The organism is Pseudomonas sp. 2995-1 (genome assembly GCF_002742505.1).
Lineage (GTDB): Bacteria > Pseudomonadota > Gammaproteobacteria > Pseudomonadales > Pseudomonadaceae > Aquipseudomonas > Aquipseudomonas sivasensis.
Genome location: NZ_LJSA01000354.1, coordinates 73,838 through 96,281 on the forward strand (window position 1 = coordinate 73,838; position 22,444 = coordinate 96,281).

Below are 22,444 nucleotides of genomic sequence, written 5' to 3' on the forward strand. Positions count from 1 at the left end.
ATGCCAAACTAACCCACATATAGACAAGGTGAAAACTCTCTAATGGCCGATTGGCAGTCCCTCGATCCCGAGGCCGCTCGTGAAGCGGAAAAATATGAAAACCCTATTCCTAGCCGCGAACTGATCCTGGCGCATCTCGCCGATCGGGGTTCGCCTGCTAGCCGCGAGCAGTTGGTTGAAGAATTCGGTCTGACCACCGAAGACCAGCTTGAAGCCCTGCGCCGCCGATTGCGTGCCATGGAGCGCGACGCTCAACTGATCTACACCCGCCGTGGCACTTACGCGCCTGTGGATAAGCTCGACTTGATCCTTGGCCGCATTGCCGGTCACCGTGATGGCTTCGGCTTCTTGATCCCGGATGACGGTAGTGACGACCTGTTCATGAGCCCGGCGCAAATGCGCTTGGTGTTCGATGGTGACCGTGCCTTGGCGCGCGTTTCCGGCCTGGACCGTCGCGGTCGCCGTGAAGGCGTGATCGTCGAAGTGGTGTCCCGTGCCCACGAGTCCATCGTTGGTCGTTACTTCGAAGAAGGCGGTATTGGCTTTGTTGTGCCGGATAACCCAAAGGTCCAGCAGGAAGTGCTGATTACCCCGGGCCGCAATGGCGCTGCGAAGGTCGGTCAGTTCGTTGAGGTGAAAATCACCCACTGGCCTACTGCGCGCTTTCAGCCTCAGGGCGACATCGTTGAAGTTGTCGGCAACTACATGGCGCCGGGGATGGAAATCGACGTCGCGCTGCGCACCTACGATATTCCTCACGTCTGGCCTGAAGCTGTGCTGAAAGAAGCCGCCAAGCTCAAGCCTGAAGTTGAAGAAAAAGACAAAGAAAAACGCATCGATCTGCGCCATCTGCCGTTTGTCACTATCGACGGCGAAGATGCTCGCGACTTCGACGATGCGGTCTACTGCGAAGCCAAGCCCGGCAAGTTGCGTCTGTTCTCTGGCGGCTGGAAGTTGTTCGTCGCGATTGCCGACGTGTCCAGCTATGTGAAGATCGGTTCTGCACTGGATAACGAAGCCCAGGTGCGCGGCAACTCCGTGTACTTCCCGGAGCGCGTGATCCCGATGCTGCCTGAGCAATTGTCCAACGGGCTGTGCTCCCTGAACCCGAAAGTCGACCGTTTGGCCATGGTGTGCGAGATGACTATCTCGAAAACCGGCGAAATGACCGACTACCAGTTCTACGAAGCGGTGATCCACTCCCAGGCGCGCCTGACCTACAACAAGGTCAGTACCATTCTGGAACAGCCGAAAACAAGCGAAGCCAAGGCTTTGCGTGGTGAGTACGGGCATGTCGTGCCGCACCTCAAGCAGCTTTACTCGCTGTACAAGGTGCTGTTGGGTGCTCGTCATGTGCGTGGCGCGATCGATTTTGAAACCCAGGAAACCCGTATTGTCTTCGGTTCCGAGCGCAAGATCGCCGCAATCACCCCGACGACCCGTAACGATGCGCACAAGCTGATCGAGGAGTGCATGCTGGCGGCCAACGTGGCCACCGCTGAATTCCTGAAGAAGCATGAGATTCCTGCGTTGTACCGCGTGCACGATGGTCCTCCGCCGGAGCGTCTGGAAAAACTGCGCGCGTTCCTCGGAGAGCTCGGCCTGTCCCTGCACAAAGGCAAGGACGGTCCGACGCCGAAGGACTACCAGGCATTGCTGGCCAGCATCAAGGACCGTCCGGATTACCATGTGATTCAGACCGTGATGCTGCGTTCGTTGAGCCAGGCGGTGTACAGCGCCGACAATCAGGGCCACTTCGGCTTGAACTACGAGGCGTACACCCACTTCACCTCGCCAATTCGCCGTTATCCTGACCTGCTCACGCACCGCGCGATCCGCAGCGTGATCCATTCCAAGCAGAACACCCCGCACGTTAAGCGCGCTGGCGCCATGACCATACCGAAAGCACGGATCTATCCGTACGACGAGGCGGCCCTGGAACAGCTGGGCGAGCAGTGCTCCATGAGCGAACGCCGTGCTGACGAAGCCACGCGCGACGTAGTGAACTGGCTCAAGTGCGAGTTCATGAAAGACCGCGTGGGCGAAACCTTCCCGGGTGTAATCACCGCCGTGACAGGCTTTGGCCTGTTCGTCGAGCTGACCGACATCTACGTCGAAGGATTGGTGCACGTCACGGCCTTGCCGGGTGATTACTACCACTTCGATCCCGTGCATCACCGCCTGGCGGGCGAGCGCACCGGTCGCAGCTTCCGTCTGGGTGACACGGTGGAAGTGCAGGTCATGCGCGTCGACCTTGACGAGCGCAAGATCGACTTCGGTATGCCAGACAAGCCAGCCGAACCGGCGGGTCGTAAAAAGCGCGGCGTCGAAACCGCAGCGCCGACCGCCAAAGGCAAAGGAGCTCCTGCGAAAGCAGCGGCCGCCGAGCCTGCGCCAGCCAAGGCTGGTCGCCGGTCCTCCGTCAAGGACAAGGCCCCCGAAGCTTACCGTCCAAGTGACGCAGCGGCGAAAAACGCCGAGCTGCGCAAGAGTCGCGAGCTGAAGCAGCAGTTGCTCAACGAAGCCAAAAGCGGTGGTAAGGCGGCGTCTGGGGGAAAGTCCCAAGGGGCGGAAAAGCCGTCGAGCAAACCCAGTAAACATCGTAAAGGCCCGCCAAAAGCGGGTTCGGCCCCCGCGAAAAGCGGCGGGTCGCGCAAACCTAAGGCCAAGTCATGAGTCTGGAAAAAATCTACGGCGTCCATGCCGTAGAAGCACTGCTGCGTCATCACCCAAAACGCGTCAAACAAGTGTGGTTGGCGGAAGGTCGCAGCGAGCCTCGCGTGCAGGCGCTGGTTGAGTTGGCCACCCAAAACAAGGTTGCCATCGGCCAGGCCGAGCGTCGTGAAATGGACGTGTGGGTCGAAGGCGTTCACCAGGGTGTGGTCGCGGACGTGAGTCCTAGCCAGGTCTGGGGCGAAGCCATGCTCGACGAACTGCTCGACCGCACCGAAGACGCGCCGTTGTTGCTGGTGCTGGACGGCGTGACCGACCCGCACAACCTTGGTGCCTGCCTGCGTTCGGCGGATGCTGCCGGCGCGTTGGCAGTAATTGTGCCTAAAGACAAGTCGGCTACCCTGACGCCGGTTGTGCGCAAGGTCGCCTGCGGCGCGGCGGAAGTGATTCCGCTGGTGGCCGTGACCAACCTGGCGCGCACTCTGGAGAAACTCCAGCAGCGCGGCCTGTGGGTCGTGGGTACGGCGGGGGAGGCCGAGGTCAGTATTTATGACCAGGACCTCACTGGGCCGACCATTCTGATCATGGGGGCTGAAGGTAAGGGTATGCGTCGTTTGACCCGTGAGCATTGTGATTATCTGGTGCATTTGCCGATGGCAGGCAGCGTCAGCAGTCTCAACGTGTCGGTTGCGACCGGCGTGTGCCTGTTTGAAGCTCAGCGTCAGCGTGGTGCCCAGATCAAGGCCAAGGTGAAGAAGTAATTCTGATCCTGATATAGCGTCAAAATGTGGGAGGGGGCTTGTCCCTCGATAGCAGTGGTTCAGTTACAGCTGTTGTGACTGGCCCGCTGCAATCGGGAGCAAGCGCCCTCCCACATTTGTTTTTGTGAGGTGTGGGAGATTGTTCAAATAATCACCAATCACCTTGCGCCCGTTCTTCCCCTTCTCTACAATTGCGCCCCTTGCCCACTCGGCAGGCACGCATGTGCCTCCCTGCGGCAAGATCCATAAGTGTCATTCACTCCTTGTCTGACCGTTTTTGAGCGGCAGGCTACAACCCGTAAGGAGCATTCATGCGTCATTACGAAATCATCTTTTTGGTCCACCCGGATCAAAGCGAGCAAGTCGGCGGCATGGTTGAGCGTTACACCAAGCTGATCGAAGAAGACGGCGGCAAAATCCACCGTCTGGAAGATTGGGGTCGTCGTCAACTGGCCTACGCAATCAACAATGTTCACAAGGCTCACTACGTGATGCTGAACGTTGAGTGCACTGGCAAGGCCCTGGCCGAGCTGGAAGACAACTTCCGCTACAACGATGCAGTGATCCGTAACCTGGTCATCCGTCGCGAAGAAGCCGTTACCGGCCAATCCGAGATGCTCAAGGCTGAAGAAAACCGCAGTGAGCGCCGTGAGCGTCGCGACCGTCCTGAGCACGAAGGCGCTGATAGCGCTGATAGTGATGACAGCGACAGCAGCGATAACGCTGACGAGTAATCCACGGACCTTATTAAGGAGCCTATCAAATGGCACGTTTCTTCCGTCGTCGTAAGTTTTGCCGCTTCACCGCTGAAGAAGTGAAGGAGATCGATTACAAAGATCTCAACACTCTGAAAGCCTACGTATCCGAGACCGGCAAAATCGTTCCAAGCCGTATCACCGGTACCAAAGCACGTTATCAGCGTCAGCTGGCCACCGCTATCAAGCGCGCCCGCTTCCTGGCCCTGCTGGCCTACACCGACAGCCACGGCCGCTGAGACCGGGCAGTCGACAAGTAGTAAGGGATTGAATGCATGCGCGCCTTAGCTGAGTTCATCATGCGCGGTCGTGTGCAGGCCACTCTGGTAGTGGCTGGATGTGCAGTGTTGCCGATGTTGTTTTGGTTGAGTGCTGCTGCAGGTTGCCTTGTGCTTCTGCGGCGCGGTTCGGACGCTTTGAGCGTCCTGGGTCTAGGGTTGTTGTCAGTGTTGGTGAGCTGGCATTTCCTGCAAGACCCGACAGCGCTTCTTGTGCTGTTTGGGAGTTGTAGTCTGGCGTTGGTTTTGCGCGCTGGTCATTCCTGGAATCGTGTGCTGCTGGTCAGCACGGCCGTGGGGTTGTTGTGTGCGGTGAGCCTGGGGACCGTATTCGGTTCTTTCATCGAGTCATTGGCGCAGACGTTTCAACACGTTTTGCCGCTGGTGATGGGTGAGTCTTACGAGAAGTTCTCGGCGGACCAGAAAGCAGTTCTCGCTTCGTTGACAGTCCCGCTGTTGATCATTTCAACGTCGGTTTCGGTGCAGATCTTTAGTGTGTTGTGCCTGATTCTTGGGCGCTACTGGCAAGCGTTGTTGTATAACCCCGGAGGTTTCGGAAGCGAGTTTCGCGCAATCCGAATCCCCAAGCGCGTTGCGCTGTCACTGCTGGCCGTCATGTGTGTCGCTCCGTTTATCGGTTGGCATACCTTGATCTTGTTGCCGTTGTGCGGTGTACCGCTGTTCTTCGCTGGCCTGTCCTTGATTCATGGGTTGGTTGTGCAGAAAAAATTGGCCAGTTTTTGGCTGGTGGGGTTTTACGTCACTGTCTTGCCGCTTATGCACTTGATTGGTCCGTTACTCGTGGTCTTGGCCATTGTCGACAGCCTGATTGATTTTCGCGGACGTTCTGCGCCGAAAGACGCCGATAACGCGAACGGTGAAGGTTAAAAGTTAGAGGATTTTCACATGCAACTGATCCTTCTGGAAAAAGTCGCCAACCTGGGCAACCTGGGCGACAAAGTGAACGTTAAGGCCGGTTACGGTCGTAACTACCTGCTGCCATACGGCAAAGCCACCGCTGCAACCGCTGCCAACCTGGCTGCGTTTGAAGAGCGTCGTGCTGAGCTGGAAAAAGCAGCAGCAGACAAAAAAGCTTCGGCCGAAACTCGCGCTGCCCAACTGGCTGAGCTGGAAGTGACTATCACTGCCACCGCCGGTGACGAAGGCAAGCTGTTCGGTTCGATCGGCACCCACGACATCGCTGATGCACTGACCGCCTCCGGCGTTGAAGTGCAGAAGAGCGAAGTTCGTCTGCCGAACGGCACCATCCGCAACGTAGGCGAATTCGACGTAGCCGTGCACCTGCACGCTGAAGTTGAAGCCACCGTACGCGTTGTCGTGGTAGCAGCTTAAGCAACACCTAACTGGCTGGCACCTCGTGTGCCGGACGGTTAACATCGGGCACGATCCTGTTTACAGGTCGTGCCTTTTGTTTTTCTACAAACCCCAAATTCCAAGTGGCCATGAACGATATTTCAGCTCCTGAGCAATACGATCTGCAAACCGCTGCCCTGAAGGTGCCGCCGCATTCCATCGAGGCCGAACAGGCCGTGCTCGGTGGTTTGATGCTGGACAACAACGCCTGGGAACGTGTGCTGGATCAAGTCTCGGATGGCGATTTCTACCGTCATGACCACCGCCTGATCTTCCGTGCCATCGCCAAGCTGGCCGACCAGAACTCGCCGATCGACGTGGTGACCCTGGCCGAGCAATTGGACAAGGAGGGCCAGACCTCCCAAGTGGGCGGCCTGGGTTACTTGGGTGAGCTGGCGAAGAACACACCATCGGTCGCCAACATCAAGGCCTATGCGCAGATTGTTCGTGCACGGGCCACGTTGCGCCAGTTGATCGGTATCGCCACCGAGATCGCCGACAGTGCTTTCAACCCGGAAGGCCGTACCGCTGAAGAGATTCTTGACGAAGCCGAACGGCAGATCTTTCAGATCGCCGAGGCCCGGCCGAAAACCGGCGGTCCGGTCAGCGTCAACGACCTGCTGACCAAAGCCATCGACCGCATCGATACCCTGTTCAACACAGACAACGCCATCACCGGGCTGTCCACCGGCTATACCGATCTGGATGGTATGACCAGCGGGCTGCAGCCAGCTGACTTGATCATCGTCGCCGGCCGGCCGTCCATGGGTAAAACTACTTTCGCCATGAACCTGGTGGAAAACGCTGTGTTGCGCAGCGACAAGGCGGTATTGGTCTACTCCCTGGAGATGCCAGGTGAATCGCTGATCATGCGTATGTTGTCGTCCCTGGGCCGCATCGATCAGACCAAAGTGCGTGCCGGTCGCCTGGAAGATGATGATTGGCCGCGCCTGACCTCGGCGGTCAACCTGCTCAACGACCGCAAGCTGTTTATTGATGACACAGCGGGCATCAGTCCGTCGGAAATGCGCGCGCGTACCCGACGTCTCGTGCGCGAGCACGGCGATATCGCCCTGATCATGATCGACTACCTGCAATTGATGCAGATCCCAGGCTCAAGCGGCGACAGCCGTACCAACGAAATTTCCGAGATTTCTCGCTCGTTGAAAGCCCTGGCCAAAGAATTCAACTGCCCGGTGGTTGCCCTGTCGCAGCTCAACCGCTCCCTGGAGCAACGCCCGAACAAGCGCCCGATCAACTCCGACTTGCGGGAGTCTGGAGCGATCGAGCAGGATGCTGACGTGATCATGTTCGTTTACCGGGACGAGGTGTATCACCCGGAAACCGAGCATAAAGGCATCGCTGAAATCATCATCGGTAAGCAGCGTAACGGCCCGATCGGGACCACGCGTCTGGCCTTTATCGGCAAATACACCCGCTTCGAAAACCTGGCGCCGGGCAGTTACAACTTCGAAGACGAGTAACCGTACTAAGGGCGAGGAAACAGCTCCCGGATGGTAGATTCGTCGTACTGGTAGTTCCAGCGTAATTCGGCGCCGGCGGCTATGTCCTCGCTGGCGAACAGACCCGTGAGTATCAGTTGTTCGTGTGTGTTGTCGTCCACTTGCGCCTGGATACGAAATTGCGCGGCCTCAACGTTATAGCCCACGCTCGCCTGCCGGATCGGCAATTCGCCTTCGTACTCGAAAATCGTGTTTATCCTTGAGAGCGCGTTGTCTCCCGAGAGCACCAATTGCATATTCACGGCGTGCGGGGTAGTAGGCCTGAGGTTTTTGATCGGCATCAGGTAAGGATCCTGCCTTGCCCTGGCGACGTATAGCGGCAAGAGTTCTCCACCGTAGACGCCCAATGCTTGACCTTTTTTCAGGGCGCGGCGGGTGACGACTGTGGCCTCGCCAATCAGCGACGCTTCCTGTGCACACTTCTGATGAGCTGCGGTGAAGGAGGTGACCTCAAGCTTGTCTTCATACAGGCGGGCCACATTTTCGTAACCTTGCCACCGAATGTAGGGGTGCAATTCGCTGGCGGCGAAGACGGCTTCTGTGGTCAACGATTTGCCGTGGCTCTGTATCTGCCGGATTCGCATAGGCCGGCCCAGAGTGTCGCGCAACGGGTATCGGCCGTTGTTGGCTCGGTCATAGATGCGCCGGTAGTTCTGGCTGTACTGGTAGCCGCGGTGGGTGCGCATTTGGCTAAGCTCGGTTGCAGAATAGTGCGCCCTCACCACGCCCTCTTCGGCTGACTCGTAGTCGCTGCTCAAACTAACCGATTCGGCCGACTCAAACTCCTCACCGGATTCCATGCCTTCCTCCAGCCGTACAGGTGAGTCCTTGCCGCCGAGCAATGCGCCTTTGGCCTGATCAATTTCCCAGCCGCCCTCGGCTTTCTGGCGCAGGTAGGGCTGATAGGCACGAAAGCGGCTGCGGGCATCGAGCAGGCGCCATCCCATGGTGTCGTATTTGACTTGGTAATATTTCTGGTTGTCCTGGATGTAATAGCGATAGTTGCCGTTGGCCAGCGGGGGAGCTTGATGAATGCCGTCTGCGCGTTGTGTCAGGCCCAACGGCGGCGAGGGGTCGCTGAATAAGGGGTCTAAGGGTAAGCCGACTGCGCTTGATGTCTGTGCGGAGGCGACTCGGGTGCGAATGGGTGGCGGGCCTTCGTTCATCACCGACAAGCCGGTTTTATAAAGCGCCTGCTCGAGCGAATCGGCTCCTGAGCGTTGCAGGATTACGCTGCGCTCTGACTCCGGCAGCATGCGCTCGATAGCCCCGAGCAAAGGCATGGGCGCACTTTTGTCATTGTGGAGGGCGTAAAGCTCGCCTTGGCGAATCAACACATCGCGGGCTGTGACCTCCGCGGTGCCGATCCGACCCAGCAACGGGCCGCCGTGGCTTACGTCATGTACTTCGATCAGGCGCGCCTTCGGCCAGCCAGGGATGCGCTCCAGGGTGTGCAGAACAAGTGGCACGCTCTCACGGCTGCGTAGGCATTCAAGAAAAATACTTTCACCCAAACGCGTTGCCTGTTGGGTCTGGGCGTATTGCTCGGCTTCCCAGCGCTGTGCGTTCGGTAAGGTTGTTAGCCCCTCCAGCTGCTGGCGCTCGGATTGCGAGAGTGTGCCTTGCATGTCTTCAAGGTGGCGTTTGGAGAGTGTCGGCGCGGCGGTGTGAAGGCTCTTTTCGGTCGGAGACATCAGTTTTTCATTCGGCGCAGTGAGTAAGGTAAACAGCCGCTGCTTTTGCCCTACGGCTTGTTCTTCCAAGGTCCGCGCCAGGTTTTCGACTTTGGTGAAGTAGTCGATATACACCGGTGGCAGCAGCGCGTTGAATTCGTCTTGGGGCAGTTGCTCTTGCAGTGCGTGCAGCAACTCGCCACGCCGGAAACGCGCCGCGTCTATACGGGTTTCGGCTGTACCGGTGCCATGGCTCAGCACCTCCTGCTGTTGTTCATCGACAATTTTCAGCACGCGGTTGGCGGGCCATTGGGCCAGTGACGTGAGGAGGTGGAATTGAATCTGCGGCGAATGCGGGCTGAGCGTCGTGCCCTCGGCGCGACTCAGGTCGAAGTCATTGATTTCTTGTTCCAGATTGAAGTGGTTGAGGGTATCTAGCAGCAATGGCGGTGGGCGCACCATCTCTTGATGGATCTGACGCAGCGCCGCCTTATCCACGCCGCTGAGCAACAGGATCGGCTCCACCGTCGCTTGCCTGATCTGCGTCGCATCTGGGCCCAGACGCTTAATGAGCTTGATGTCCTCCCACTCGCCGGGCGTTTCGTGCAGATGGCGCCAGCCGCCCACTTGGTTGCTAAGCAGCGGTGGTGAATAGGCGTGTGGGTCAGTCGGGTGCGCCAGTTCCCATTGCTTGCCCTCAGCGGTACGGCGTACGGCGTGGGCGTGATCATCCAGCTTCAGGAACTGCTGTTGTCCGTGCTGATACAAGCCTTGGCTGTCGGCAACCAGATGTTCCGGCAGCCCGTCGGGATGACGGTACGGCGTGAGGTCCGAGTGCCACAGGCGCCAGCCTTTGTTGCGCACTCGGACTTTTATCAAGCCGGCGGTGAAACCTGCGGTCTTGATCGCGCCGGCTGTTGCAGCGGCGAGGGCGAGATTGTCCGCCACATCCAGCAGATCGTTGAGCGCCTCGTCACTGTCGCCGCGGCTCCAGGCGGAGAATCCCTCGTAAATCGTGTCGATCAACTGGGCGGCGCTGACCACCAGCAGCACTTCGCCCACAATCGGAATGAACGACGCTGCAAAGAACAGCAGGGATTTGCCCGCATCGATATAGCCCTGCAGACGCTTTTGCCGGCTCAGCACGTCGACGTTTGCGGTGAGTGCCGCGAGGGTTTGGGCATCACTTTTGATCTGCGCGATGGTGTGCTCGGCGATGGACAGGAACACATCTGCGCTGCATGCGGTGAGGTCCACAGGAAGGTTCAGATGGGCCGGCTCGGTGTAGATCCGTCCTCCCATTTCGATATTGTCTGAGCCGGATTGCTCCGGCGTTGCGTCCAGCAGACTGCCCTGGTGCTGCAAGGGCACCAGCCGCTCGAAGACGGCGCGGTAGTTTTCATCCAGCAGCCGTTCGGCCAGCTTGCGCTTGAGTTCGGCTAGGCTCGCGTGCGGACGTAGCGCAGCGCTTGGATCGTCGGGCGTGTAGAGGATGAACGGGAGGCCGATCTTTGGCGCCTCAATCACCAGCACGCCCGGCAATACCACCTCGTTGATCGTCAGGTGATGGCACTGCATATCCGGGGGTGACCCCGACCGGTACAGACTGTTCAGTTGCAGATGCTGCTTGGCGGTGAGGCGGCGGTTCATATAAGCGATATGTATCGCGACCCCAAAGGCATGCTGCACCTGAGCGCGAAATACCCTTCGCACCTCTTGCGGCGTGCGCCCCGAGGCGGAGCTCGACGACGGCTCAAGCGCGCTGAAGATATGCGCAAGGTATTGGCCGCCCAGGTCCAGATTGCGGCAGAACTTGGCGAATGCCGGGCCAGTGATCGAACTGGATACCTCGCCGGTTGCCGTGACGTTATAAATTGCCGTGCCGGTTTCCATGCCGCCTTCTTGCGCTTCAGAGGCTTCGAAGTTCTGCAGGGCCGCTTCTAGCAGCGTCTGCCGGGTGGTTCTGGCATGGGTTTTTATCAGCCCGAGCAGGTGATGGTTTTTCCATTCGCGCACTAGGATCGCGTTTTCATCGGCAATCAGCGTGAAAAACTGCGCAGTCAGTGCCGCGCGCAAGCGGGGGCGGGCAAAGTCTTCAGGGCTTTGGATCTCGCCCAGCAGCGCTTTGAGGTCGTGCCGGGCCGGGTTGCTGTTGATCAGGCAGTCGCGAAAATCCTTGAGCTGCGAGGCGGGTGCCTGACGCAGCCAGGACGGCAACTGAGGCCCTATCATCGCGTGATGTGCCGCCAGGAGAGGGCGGCGTGGTGGTGGGGTGGGGCGTGTATTCATGGGCTGGGCCACCAGGGGCTGTGGTTGATTGAAACCAGCCTATCGAGGATGTTTTTGCCGATGAGTTAGTGGAATAGCCCCGTATGTGCTTGATTAACTGGGGTGAATACGGGAGCGGCAGATCGCCGGTTTAAAAGCCGACCATTACCGTCGGAATTGGTCAAAATTTGTGCTATATTCCGCGCCCGCGATTTTTCATCTCAACACCGGTCACCGTCATGCAAACAGCCAAGCCGTTATTTGACTATCCCAAGTACTGGGCCGAATGTTTCGGTCCTGCGCCATTCCTGCCCATGAGCAGGGAGGAGATGGATCAGCTTGGCTGGGATTCCTGCGACATCATCATCGTCACTGGTGATGCCTACGTGGATCACCCGTCGTTCGGCATGGCCATCATCGGCCGGCTGCTGGAGTCCCAAGGCTTCCGCGTCGGGATCATTGCCCAGCCGAATTGGCAGTCCAAAGACGACTTCATGAAGCTCGGCGAGCCGAACCTGTTCTTCGGCGTCGCGGCCGGCAACATGGACTCGATGATCAACCGCTACACCGCCGACAAGAAAATCCGTTCCGACGACGCCTACACTCCAGGCGGCATGGCCGGCAAACGCCCGGACCGTGCGAGCCTGGTGTACAGCCAGCGTTGCAAGGAAGCGTACAAGAACGTGCCGATCGTACTCGGCGGCATCGAAGCCTCCCTGCGCCGCATCGCCCACTACGACTACTGGCAGGACCGTGTGCGCAACTCGATCCTGATCGACGCCACCGCCGATATCCTGCTGTACGGCAACGCCGAGCGGGCCATCGTCGAAGTCGCCCAGCGCCTGTCGTGGGGTCACAAGATCGAAGACATCACCGATGTGCGCGGCACCGCGTTCATTCGCCGTGACACGCCCGAAGGCTGGTACGAGGTGGACTCCACCCGCATCGACCGTCCGGGCAAGGTCGACAAGATCATCAACCCGTACGTCAACACCCAGGACACCCAGGCCTGCGCCATCGAGCAGGAAAAGGGTCCGGTTGATGACCCGGAAGAAGCCAAGGTCGTGCAGATCCTGGCCAGCCCGCGCATGACCCGCGACAAGACCGTGATCCGCCTGCCATCGGTGGAAAAAGTCCGTGGTGACGCGGTGCTCTATGCCCACGCTAACCGCGTGTTGCACCTGGAAACCAACCCAGGCAACGCCCGCGCCCTGGTGCAGAAGCACGGTGAAGTGGACGTATGGTTCAATCCGCCTCCCATCCCGATGACCACCGAAGAAATGGACTACGTGTTCGGCATGCCGTACGCACGCGTCCCGCACCCGGCGTATGGCAAGGAAAAAATCCCGGCCTACGACATGATCCGCTTCTCGGTGAACATCATGCGTGGCTGCTTCGGCGGCTGCACCTTCTGCTCAATCACTGAGCACGAAGGCCGCATCATCCAGAACCGTTCCGAAGAGTCGATCATCCGCGAGATCGAAGAGATCCGCGACAAGGTGCCTGGTTTTACCGGCGTGATCTCCGACCTCGGCGGCCCGACCGCGAACATGTACCGCATCGCCTGCAAGAGTCCGGAAATCGAATCCGCGTGCCGCAAGCCGTCGTGCGTGTTCCCTGGTATCTGCCCGAACCTGAACACCGACCATTCGTCGTTGATCCAGCTGTATCGCAGCGCCCGAGCCTTGCCGGGTGTGAAGAAGATTTTGATCGCTTCCGGCCTGCGCTACGACCTCGCGGTCGAGTCGCCGGAATATGTGAAAGAGTTGGTAACGCACCACGTCGGTGGCTACCTCAAGATCGCCCCGGAACACACCGAGGAAGGTCCGCTCAACCAGATGATGAAACCGGGCATCGGCAGCTATGACAAGTTCAAGCGCATGTTCGAGAAGTACACCAAGGAAGCGGGCAAGGAGCAGTACCTGATCCCGTACTTCATCGCCGCCCACCCAGGCACCACCGATGAAGACATGATGAACCTGGCCCTGTGGCTCAAGGGGAACGGCTTCCGCGCCGACCAGGTGCAGGCGTTCTACCCGTCGCCGATGGCCACTGCCACCGCGATGTACCATTCGGGCAAAAACCCGCTGCGCAAGGTCACCTACAAGAGCGACGCGGTGACCATCGTCAAGAGCGAGGAGCAGCGCCGTCTGCACAAGGCATTCCTTCGCTATCACGACCCGAAAGGCTGGCCGATGCTGCGTGAAGCGTTGACCCGCATGGGCCGTGCCGACCTGATCGGGCCGGGCAAGGACCAACTGATCCCGCTGCACCAGCCGAGCACCGACAGCTACCAGAGCGCTCGTCGCAAGAATTCGACGCCGGTCGGCAGCCATAAGGTCGCCAAGGAAACCACCACCAAGATCCTCACCCAGCATACTGGCCTGCCGCCTCGTGGCAGCGATGGCAGCAATCCGTGGGACAAGCGTGAGCAAGCCAAGGCCGCGGCCCAGGCACGTAACAAACAGGCGGCCAAAGAGCGCAGCGATGCGGCCAAGGGCAAGGGCGGCAAGCCCGCGCGTAAGCCGGTTGTGCCGCGTTGATCGCCGCTTGACTATGTAAAACGCCAGCCTCGTGCTGGCGTTTTGCTTTCTAGGCGGTGGGGAGTCTGTTTGTTAAGGTGGCGCCCATTAAATCGCTATCGGGGGCAAGCCCCCTCCCACTTTTTGAATGTATTCACACATCACATGTGGGAGGGGCTTGCCCCCGATAGCGTCAGTTCGGTCTCCACCCCTTCAAGGAAGAACACCCCATGGGCAACCCCCTGGCCGGCATCGGCATGGACTTCAACCGTTCGCAGTTCATGGCGCGCCAGCGCATCGAAAGCCAGATCAACCTACCGCGCCTGTTCGCTGCCATCGACGCCGACCCCGGCATCGTCGGCGCGGGCGTTGTGTACATCGACGCCGACTTCAACGTCATCACCCTGCGCGAATTCAAGCCGATCTGCAGCATCAAACCCAAGCGCATCATCTTGCGCGAGGCGCAGAAGTACATCTCGCCCGCACAGTTTGTGGAGCAGGTGAAGACCGATCCCCGGGAAGGGCGCCTCCAGAAGGAAGCGTTTGACATGGGCCTTTCCTGTAGCGCCGCGGTGATCGGTTGGATCGTGGTATTCAGCGGCAGCGTCGCGGTGCCGTTCACCGCCGGTGCCAGCGCGTTTGTGGTCGGCATTGGCATCACGGCGGCATTGGCCAGCAGCGCTCAATGCGGGTTTGGCGTGGCGCGCACTTATAACGAAGTGCTTGATCCGGATGCCAACGACCGCATGGATGACGCCGCATGGTACGGCGCCGTTTCCCCCCTTCTCGATGCGGCTTCGTTGGTGGGTATCGGAACAGGTGCCTTGACCACGATTCGGTTGCTCAAGGCCAACAAAGCAGCTGCGTTGGGCAAAAGTTGGTACGAGTTGCTCAAGGGCCTGAGCCGCCAGGAACGCAAGAAGCTGACCAAAGAACTGCTGAGCCTGAAAGACCCCAGCCTGACCCCCAAGTTGCTCAAGTTGCAGCAGCGCGCCGGCACGTTGACCAAGAGCTACAGCTCCACCGAAATCCGGCATGCCACGCTGACTCAGCTCAAGGATGCCATCGGGGGGCTGTTGGGGATCTGGGGCAGCCATCGAACCGGCCACGTGGGCACGGCCGAAACTATTGCTATCGGCCTGTACGAGGATCTGACGGAATGAACGGCTTTCCCGATATGGGCGGATTTCTGGCCCGATATTTCCCGGTGTTCATGGGCACTATTTTTATGGCGATCTTCTCCGGTTCGGCTGCGGTGTCCATGGCCGGCGTGACGTATCTGCGCGGTGTCGATCCTGCCCTCAAGTCCAGCTATTCGGGAGGCGCCATCCTGGTGCTGGTGACGGTGCTGGTTTTTGGCAATGTCATGATTGCGCGCGGGTATCCCTGGGCGACGCGGCTCGTCGCGGGGTATTTGGGCGCCTGCCTATTGTTCGTACTGCCGATGATTCAATACGGCCTCAATGGCTGGGTCTATGGCTCGGCCGTGCTGTTTCCGTTGCTGGGGTTATTGCTGCTCAACAGCAAGCGCCATCGTGAAATGCGCCAAAAGCTCTTCGAAATACGCCACCTGCGCCAGGCGGTGATCGCGAAGGGTAAGCGCGGCTGACTGGGTAGATTCGCCACCTGTTTGCACACGCTCGCCACAAATATGTGCAACCCTCGCACCACGGCACCTACGATGGCGCCGTTTTGGTGCTGTACTGCACCGGGTCTTACGATAAAGCGCAATGGCTGCCGCTCTGGCATAAGTCTTGCGCGCGTTGTGTTCATGCCCTGGCTCGCAGGAGGCCGCCGTGTCGATTCATGTCGCGTTGCACCACGTTACGCATTACCGCTACGACCGTGCCGTCGAACTCGGGCCGCAGATCGTGCGCTTACGTCCGGCGGCCCATAGCCGCACGCGGATTTTGTCCTACGCACTGAAAGTGCTGCCCGAGCAGCATTTCATCAATTGGCAGCAGGACCCCCAGGGCAATTACCTGGCGCGTCTGGTGTTCCCGGAAAAGACTGATGAACTGCGCATTGAGGTTGACCTGGTCGCCGAGATGGCGGTGTTCAACCCGTTCGACTTTTTCCTTGAGCCCTACGCCGAAAAAATCCCCTTCAGCTACGCCGCCGATGAGCAGCGCGAGCTGGCGCCGTACCTGGAAACCCTGCCGCTGACGCCGAAGTTTGCCGCCTACCTGGCCGGCATCGACCGCACGCCACTGCCCGCCGTGGACTTCCTGGTGGGGCTCAATCAGCGTTTGGCCACCGATATCGGTTACCTGATCCGCATGGAACCTGGCGTGCAAACCCCGGAGTTCACCCTGGAAAACGCCTCCGGCTCCTGCCGAGACTCGGCGTGGTTGTTGGTGCAATTGCTGCGCAATCTGGGGCTGGCGGCGCGGTTTGTGTCCGGCTATCTGATCCAACTGACCGCCGACGTCAAAGCCCTGGATGGCCCGTCCGGCACTGAGGTGGACTTCACCGACCTGCATGCCTGGTGCGAGGTGTATTTGCCCGGCGCCGGCTGGATCGGGCTGGATGCAACCTCCGGATTGTTTGCCGGTGAAGGGCATATCCCGTTGGCCTGTAGTCCTGATCCATCGTCCGCCGCGCCGATTAGTGGGCTGGTGGAACCCTGCGAGTGCGAATTTACCCACGAAATGTCGGTGGAGCGCATCTGGGAAGCGCCACGGGTCACCAAGCCCTACACCGAAGAGCAGTGGCTGGCGATCCAGGCCCTGGGCCGGCAGATCGACGGCGACCTGCTCAAGGACGACGTGCGCCTGACCATGGGCGGTGAGCCGACCTTTGTGTCCATCGACGACCCCGACGGCGCCGAGTGGAACACCGCGGCCCTTGGCCCCGACAAACGCCGCTTATCCGCCGAGCTGTTCCAGCGCATGCGCAAGCACTACGCGCCCAAGGGCCTGGTGCATTTTGGCCAGGGCAAGTGGTACCCCGGCGAGCAACTGCCGCGCTGGTCGCTCAACTGTTACTGGCGCCGCGACGGCGTGCCGATCTGGCACAACAGTGCACTGATTGCCGATGAGCAAGAGGACTACGGTGCCGATGGCGTGCTGGCCGGGCGCTTCCTGGCCAGTGTTGCCGAACGCCTCAAGTTGCCGGCGCGTTTTGTATTCCCGGCCTTCGAAGACAATTTTTACTACCTGTGGCGCGAAGGTGCGTTGCCTCAGAACGTCACCGCCCAGGACCCGCGCTTGAGCGACGACCTAGAGCGCGAACGCCTGCGCAAAGTGTTCAGCCAGGGCCTGGATAAAGTCATCGGCCAGGTGCTGCCGCTGGCACGTACGGCCGCGAATGACCGCTGGCAAAGTGGGCGTTGGTACCTGCGCGATAACCACTGCCGCCTGGTACCGGGGGATTCACCGCTTGGCTATCGCCTGCCGTTGGCCTCGCAGCCGTGGGTGACGGCGGCGGAGTATCCGTTCGTGCACCCCACCGACCCTAATCAGGACCAGCCGGAACTGCCAACCAGTGCCCAACTGCAAAGCCACGGCGAAGCAGCGCCGAGCGATGAGCGAGTGCCCGAGGTCGACGAGTCCGCTGACTGGCTGACCCGCACCGCACTGTGCGCCGAAGCACGGGAAGGGCGCCTGTACCTGTTCATGCCGCCGCTGGAGCGCGTCGAGGATTACCTGGAACTGGTTGCCGCCATCGAAGCCACTGCCGAAGAGCTGCACTGCCCGGTGCTGTTGGAAGGCTACGAACCGCCGTTCGATATGCGCCTGAGCAACTTCCGGGTGACGCCGGATCCGGGTGTGATTGAGGTCAACGTGCAGCCGTCCGCCACGTGGGATGAGTTGGTCGAGCGCACCGAGTTTCTCTACGAAGAGGCGCGACAGACCCGCCTGACCACCGAAAAATTCATGATCGACGGGCGCCACACTGGCACCGGTGGTGGTAACCACTTTGTGCTCGGGGGCGCGACGCCCAAGGATTCACCGTTTCTGCGTCGCCCTGATTTGCTGCGCAGCCTGATCAGCTACTGGCATAACCACCCGTCACTGTCCTACCTGTTTTCTGGCTTGTTTATCGGCCCGACGTCCCAGGCGCCGCGAGTGGATGAGGCGCGTAACGACGCGCTGTATGAGCTGGAAATCGCTTTCGCGCAAATGCCCGAGCCCGGCGAGGACTGCCCGCCCTGGCTGGTGGACCGCCTGCTGCGCAACCTGCTGATCGACGTGACGGGCAACACTCACCGCGCCGAATTCTGCGTCGACAAGCTTTACTCGCCCGACGGCGCCACCGGCCGGCTGGGCCTGTTGGAGCTGCGCGCCTTTGAAATGCCGCCCCACGCGCGCATGAGTTTGACTCAGCAACTGCTGCTGCGGGCGCTGGTGGCGCGGTTCTGGCGTGAGCCTTACGCACCGCCGAAACTGGCGCGCTGGGGCACCGAGTTGCATGACCGCTTTTTGCTGCCGCACTTTATCGAGCAGGACTTTGCCGACGTGATCGTCGAACTCAACGCCGCCGGCTACCCACTGCGTGCCGAATGGTTCGCCGCGCATTTGGGGTTCCGTTTCCCCAAGGTCGGCGACTATGCCGTCAGCGGTATCGAACTGGAACTGCGCCAGGCCCTGGAACCTTGGCATGTACTGGGCGAAGAGGGCGCGGTGGGCGGCACGGTACGCTATGTGGATTCGTCCCTGGAGCGCCTGCAAGTGAAGTTGAGTGGGTTGCCACCGCAACGTTACCTGTTGACCTGCAATGGCATCCCAGTGCCGCTGCAACCGACCGGGCGAGTCGGCGAGTTTGTCGCTGGCGTGCGTTACCGCGCCTGGCAACCGGCCAACTGTTTGCAGCCGACTATCCCGGTCCATGCGCCGCTGGTGTTCGACCTACTGGACACTTGGATGCAACGCTCGTTGGGCGGTTGCCAGTACCACGTCGCGCATCCGGGTGGACGCAATTACGACAGCTTACCGGTGAACGCCAATGAGGCTGAGAGCCGGCGCATGGCGCGGTTTTTCCGTCTCGGCCACACGCCTGGGAAGCTCACCGTACCGAGTGTTGTGATCAATGACGAATTCCCTATGACCCTGGATCTGCGGCGTTTCCCCAATAAAAATGACTGAGCCCTATCCAGCTGTGACTCCAGATTATGTAGTGAGCGAGCATGCCTCGCGCGCGGCAAGCCCGCTCACCACAAAGCCTGGAAACCACAGAGGGATTTGCAGTGTTTGTTAGGGTAATCTGAGCCCCTTTGCCTCTGCCGAGCGTTCCATGTCCGACTTGCTCGACCGTTACCCGCTGACTGCGGGCACTTATCACGAACTGCTGGATGACAGCGGCGCGGTGCGTGCCCATTGGCGGCGCTTGCTTGATCACCTGCAACGCAGCACCCCCGCGCAGTTGGCCCAGCGCCAGGCGCTGCTGACGCGGCAGATCCAGGAAAACGGCGTGACCTACAACGTCTATGCCGACCCCAAGGGCGCCGATCGTCCGTGGGAGCTGGACCTGCTGCCCCATGTGTTGGCGGCGGATGAATGGCAGCACCTGTCGGCCGGTATCGCCCAGCGGGCGCGCCTGCTCAATGCCGTGCTCGCTGATCTGTATGGCCCGCAACGCTTGATCAAAGAAGGCTTGCTGCCGGCGGAGCTGGTGTTCGGGCATAACAATTTCCTGTGGCCGTGCCAGGGTATCCAGCCCCCAGACGGTGCTTTCCTGCATCTGTACGCGGTTGACCTGGCGCGCACTCCGGATGGTCGTTGGTGGGTGACGGCCGACCGCACCCAGGCCCCATCGGGCGCCGGTTATGCGTTGGAAAATCGCACCATCGTGTCTCGCGCCTTCCCGGACTTGTACCGTGACTTGCAGGTGCAGCACCTCACCGGTTTCTTCCGCACGCTCCAGGAAACCTTGGTCCGCCAGGCGCCCGGCGATGACCAGACACCGCTGATCGTGCTGCTCACCCCAGGCCGCTTCAACGAAAGCTACTTCGAACATCTCTACCTGGCGCGCCAGCTCGGCTATCCGCTGGTGGAAGGTGGCGACCTCACCGTGCGCGACAGCACCGTGTTCCTCAAAACCCTCAGCGGTCTGCGCCGGGTGCACGCGATCATGCGGCGCCTGGACGACGACTTCTGCGACCCGCTTGAACTGCGCACCGACTCGGCCCTGGGCGTGCCGGGCCTGTTGGATGCGGTGCGCCAGGGCAATGTGCTGGTGGCCAATGCCTTGGGCAGCGGCGTGCTGGAGTCGCCCGGGTTGCTGGGGTTCCTGCCGAAAATCAACGAGTTTTTGTTCGGCGAAGAACTGATCCTGCCGTCCATCGCCACCTGGTGGTGCGGTGAAGCACCGGTGCTCGCCGAAGCCTTGGAAAAACTGCCGGAGCTGCTGATCAAACCCGCGTTCCCCTCGCAGAGTTTCGCCCCGGTGTTTGGCCGCGATCTGAACGATGAGCAACGCGAGGCCCTGGCCGAACGCATGCGTGCGCGGCCGTACGCCTACGTCGCCCAGGAGCTGGCGCAACTGTCCCAGGCGCCGGTGTGGCACACCGTGGATGACCACCTGCAGCACCGTGCCATTGGTATGCGTGTTTACGCCGTGGCCAGTAACGAGGGCTATCGCGTATTGCCCGGCGGCCTGACCCGTGTGGCCGCTGAAGCCGATGCCGAAGTGGTGTCGATGCAACGCGGCGGTGCGAGCAAAGACACCTGGGTGCTCGGCGAACGCGCCCCCGGTGGTGAGCAGTGGCGTGCCCAGCGCACGATTGGTGCCCATGACCTGGTGCGCCGCGATCCTTATCTGCCGTCGCGGGTGGTGGAAAACCTGTTCTGGTTTGGCCGTTACTGCGAGCGCTGCGATGACAGCGCGCGCTGGTTGCGAATCGTGCTGGCGCGTTATGTCGACGGCGACGATCCCTTGGCGTTGCTGGCGGCGGTGGAGCTGGGCGAAAACCTGCGCCTGCTGCCGGAAGAGGGCGAACTGCCGGAGCGTCTGCTCGCAGCGTTGCTCGGTGATGACTGGCCATCGAGCCTGCGCGCCAACCTGCAACGCTTGCAGTGGGCGGCGTCCCAGGTGCGTGGCAAGTTGTCCCGCGAGAACTGGCAGGCCTTGGTGGAGCTGCAACGCGAAGCCATGGAGCTGGAAAGTGAAGCGCCGGACTTTGGCGAGTTGCTGGATTTTCTCAACCGCCTGGTGATGTCCTTGGCGGCGCTGTCCGGGTTTGCCCTGGACGACATGACCCGCGACGAAGGCTGGCGTTTCCTGATGATGGGGCGGCGCATAGAACGCCTGCAATTCTTAAGCAGCAGCCTGGCGGCATTCCTGCGTGGCGTCGCGGTGTTCGATCAGGCGGGGCTGGAGTGGTTGCTGGAGTTGGGCAACAGCAGCATCACATACCGCTCGCGCTACTTGGCGGTGCCGCAGTTGATTCCGGTGCTCGACCTGTTGCTGCTCGACGAGCAGAACCCCCATGCCGTGCTGTTCCAGCTCAAATTGGTCAGTCGCACTTTGCGTCGCCTTAATGATGATTTTGGTGTGCCACGGGAAACAGGCTTGGCGCCCTTGGTGGAGCGCCTGGCGCGTTTCGACTTGGGTTGCCTGGAGAACCCGCTGTTTGGCGAGTCCAGCGTACGTGCTGCGTTGGACGGCCTGGCCGACCTGCTGCAAGCGGTGGCCGATGAAAGCGGGCAAGTGTCGGATCGCCTCGCGTTGCGCCATTTTGCCCATGTGGATGATGTCAGCCAGCAAACGGTGTCGGTGTAATGAGCGCGCGCTATCAGATTTTCCACGATACCCACTACCACTACGACAGCCCGGTGTCCCTGGCCCAGCAGTTGGCGCACTTATGGCCACGACCCTGTGCCTGGCAACGCTGCACGTCGCAACAACTGGATATCAGCCCGGAGCCGACCTCGCGCCGCGATGAGCTGGATGTATACGGCAACCCGATCACCCGCCTGGCGTTCGAGCGGCCTCACGATGAATTGCTGGTCAACGCTGGGCTGACCGTGGAGGTGCTGGCGCGGCCTGTACTGGATTTTCGGCAGTCGCCGGCCTGGGATCAGACCCGTGACAGTCTGACCTACAGCAGCCAGCCGATGACCCCTGAGCGAATCGAAGCCTGTCGGTATCGCTTTGAATCACCCTACGTGCACCTGAAAAAAACCTTCGTCGAGTTCTCCGAAAGTTGTTTTCCCCCTGGCGAACCCTTGTTGTTGGGCGTGCAGGCGCTGATGGAAAAGATTTTCAGTGAATTCACCTTCGATGCCGAAGCGACCCAAGTCGCCACACCGCTGGTGGAAGTGCTGGAACGCCGCCGTGGCGTGTGCCAGGACTTCGCCCACCTGATGCTCGCCTGCCTGCGCTCGCGGGGCTTGGCTGCGCGGTATATCAGCGGCTACCTGCTCACCCAGCCACCGCCCGGCCAGCCACGGCTGATCGGTGCTGATGCGTCCCACGCGTGGGTATCAGTGTTTTGCCCGGTGTCAGGCTGGGTGGATTTTGATCCGACGAACAATGTGCAGCCGGCACTGGAGCACATCACCTTGGCCTGGGGCAGGGACTTTTCCGATGTGTCGCCGTTGCGTGGGGTAATTCTGGGGGGAGGGAACCATGACCCGGAGGTGCGGGTGACGGTGATGCCGCTGGAATAACGGTG

Annotated in this window: 14 protein-coding genes; 13 read left to right on the forward strand and 1 reads right to left on the reverse strand. The window is 60.4% G+C overall.

Annotation, left to right across the window (positions count from 1 at the left end):
• The first annotated feature begins 42 nt into the window (after window positions 1-42).
• From rnr to dnaB, 7 genes are all read left to right on the forward strand, one after another.
• Window positions 43-2,676 (forward strand): ribonuclease R, encoded by a 2,634-nt coding sequence (rnr, locus tag AOA61_RS15160; RefSeq protein WP_099602060.1) that lies wholly within the window; start codon window positions 43-45, stop codon window positions 2,674-2,676.
• The gene (gene rlmB / locus AOA61_RS15165) at window positions 2,673-3,434 is read left to right on the forward strand and encodes a 23S rRNA (guanosine(2251)-2'-O)-methyltransferase RlmB (RefSeq protein ID WP_099602061.1); all 762 of its coding nucleotides are present in this window, start codon (window positions 2,673-2,675) and stop codon (window positions 3,432-3,434) included. The genes rnr and rlmB overlap by 4 nt, the downstream gene beginning before the upstream one ends.
• Window positions 3,435-3,745: 311 nt before the next feature.
• A complete protein-coding gene (gene rpsF, locus AOA61_RS15170) occupies window positions 3,746-4,168 on the forward strand; it encodes a 30S ribosomal protein S6 (RefSeq protein ID WP_003171371.1) in 423 nt (140 codons plus the stop codon).
• A gap of 29 nt (window positions 4,169-4,197) precedes the next feature.
• Window positions 4,198-4,428, forward strand: coding sequence for a 30S ribosomal protein S18 (rpsR, locus tag AOA61_RS15175; RefSeq protein WP_003171373.1), 231 nt, complete (start codon window positions 4,198-4,200; stop codon window positions 4,426-4,428).
• Between the two features lie 36 nt (window positions 4,429-4,464).
• A complete protein-coding gene (locus AOA61_RS15180; RefSeq protein ID WP_099602062.1) occupies window positions 4,465-5,355 on the forward strand; it encodes a hypothetical protein in 891 nt (296 codons plus the stop codon).
• A gap of 18 nt (window positions 5,356-5,373) precedes the next feature.
• Entirely contained in the window at window positions 5,374-5,820 is a 447-nt protein-coding gene (rplI, locus tag AOA61_RS15185) for a 50S ribosomal protein L9 (protein WP_003171376.1), read from the forward strand.
• Between the two features lie 110 nt (window positions 5,821-5,930).
• Window positions 5,931-7,325 (forward strand): replicative DNA helicase, encoded by a 1,395-nt coding sequence (gene dnaB / locus AOA61_RS15190; protein WP_003217484.1) that lies wholly within the window; start codon window positions 5,931-5,933, stop codon window positions 7,323-7,325.
• A gap of 5 nt (window positions 7,326-7,330) precedes the next feature.
• Here dnaB and AOA61_RS15195 read toward each other — a convergent pair whose 3' ends face one another.
• Window positions 7,331-11,326: a DUF6543 domain-containing protein gene (locus tag AOA61_RS15195; protein WP_099602063.1), complete on the reverse strand. Its 3,996-nt coding sequence runs from the start codon at window positions 11,324-11,326 to the stop codon at window positions 7,331-7,333.
• Window positions 11,327-11,544: 218 nt separating this feature from the next.
• Between AOA61_RS15195 and AOA61_RS15200 the strand changes: the two genes are divergently transcribed.
• The 6 genes from AOA61_RS15200 (at window position 11,545) to AOA61_RS15225 (ending at window position 22,439) form a co-directional block, all read left to right on the forward strand.
• The gene (locus tag AOA61_RS15200; protein WP_032890504.1) at window positions 11,545-13,848 is read left to right on the forward strand and encodes a YgiQ family radical SAM protein; all 2,304 of its coding nucleotides are present in this window, start codon (window positions 11,545-11,547) and stop codon (window positions 13,846-13,848) included.
• A 209-nt stretch (window positions 13,849-14,057) separates the two neighbouring features.
• On the forward strand, window positions 14,058-14,990 hold the full coding sequence (locus tag AOA61_RS15205; protein ID WP_032890506.1) for an NAD synthetase: 933 nt from the start codon (window positions 14,058-14,060) through the stop codon (window positions 14,988-14,990).
• Window positions 14,987-15,436 carry a hypothetical protein gene (locus AOA61_RS15210; protein ID WP_099602064.1) on the forward strand — a complete coding sequence of 150 codons (450 nt, stop codon included), beginning with the start codon at window positions 14,987-14,989 and terminating at the stop codon, window positions 15,434-15,436. The genes AOA61_RS15205 and AOA61_RS15210 overlap by 4 nt, the downstream gene beginning before the upstream one ends.
• A 187-nt stretch (window positions 15,437-15,623) precedes the next feature.
• A complete protein-coding gene (locus tag AOA61_RS15215; protein WP_099602065.1) occupies window positions 15,624-18,914 on the forward strand; it encodes a DUF2126 domain-containing protein in 3,291 nt (1,096 codons plus the stop codon).
• 148 nt (window positions 18,915-19,062) lie between these two features.
• Window positions 19,063-21,549 carry a circularly permuted type 2 ATP-grasp protein gene (locus AOA61_RS15220; protein ID WP_099602066.1) on the forward strand — a complete coding sequence of 829 codons (2,487 nt, stop codon included), beginning with the start codon at window positions 19,063-19,065 and terminating at the stop codon, window positions 21,547-21,549.
• Window positions 21,549-22,439: a transglutaminase family protein gene (locus AOA61_RS15225; RefSeq protein WP_032890514.1), complete on the forward strand. Its 891-nt coding sequence runs from the start codon at window positions 21,549-21,551 to the stop codon at window positions 22,437-22,439. Before AOA61_RS15220 ends, AOA61_RS15225 begins: the two co-directional genes overlap by 1 nt.
• Window positions 22,440-22,444 lie beyond the last annotated feature (5 nt).

Excerpts from the sequence above, each read along its gene's own strand:
- rnr (WP_099602060.1), top strand. The coding sequence starts at position 43 with ATGGCCGATTGGCAGTCCCTCGATCCCGAGGCCGCTCGTGAAGCGGAA.
- rlmB (WP_099602061.1), top strand. The coding sequence starts at position 2,673 with ATGAGTCTGGAAAAAATCTACGGCGTCCATGCCGTAGAAGCACTGCTG.
- rpsF (WP_003171371.1), top strand. The coding sequence starts at position 3,746 with ATGCGTCATTACGAAATCATCTTTTTGGTCCACCCGGATCAAAGCGAG.
- rpsR (WP_003171373.1), top strand. The coding sequence starts at position 4,198 with ATGGCACGTTTCTTCCGTCGTCGTAAGTTTTGCCGCTTCACCGCTGAA.
- AOA61_RS15180 (WP_099602062.1), top strand. The coding sequence starts at position 4,465 with ATGCGCGCCTTAGCTGAGTTCATCATGCGCGGTCGTGTGCAGGCCACT.
- rplI (WP_003171376.1), top strand. The coding sequence starts at position 5,374 with ATGCAACTGATCCTTCTGGAAAAAGTCGCCAACCTGGGCAACCTGGGC.
- dnaB (WP_003217484.1), top strand. The coding sequence starts at position 5,931 with ATGAACGATATTTCAGCTCCTGAGCAATACGATCTGCAAACCGCTGCC.
- AOA61_RS15195 (WP_099602063.1), bottom strand. The coding sequence starts at position 11,326 with ATGAATACACGCCCCACCCCACCACCACGCCGCCCTCTCCTGGCGGCA.
- AOA61_RS15200 (WP_032890504.1), top strand. The coding sequence starts at position 11,545 with ATGCAAACAGCCAAGCCGTTATTTGACTATCCCAAGTACTGGGCCGAA.
- AOA61_RS15205 (WP_032890506.1), top strand. The coding sequence starts at position 14,058 with ATGGGCAACCCCCTGGCCGGCATCGGCATGGACTTCAACCGTTCGCAG.
- AOA61_RS15210 (WP_099602064.1), top strand. The coding sequence starts at position 14,987 with ATGAACGGCTTTCCCGATATGGGCGGATTTCTGGCCCGATATTTCCCG.
- AOA61_RS15220 (WP_099602066.1), top strand. The coding sequence starts at position 19,063 with ATGTCCGACTTGCTCGACCGTTACCCGCTGACTGCGGGCACTTATCAC.
- AOA61_RS15225 (WP_032890514.1), top strand. The coding sequence starts at position 21,549 with ATGAGCGCGCGCTATCAGATTTTCCACGATACCCACTACCACTACGAC.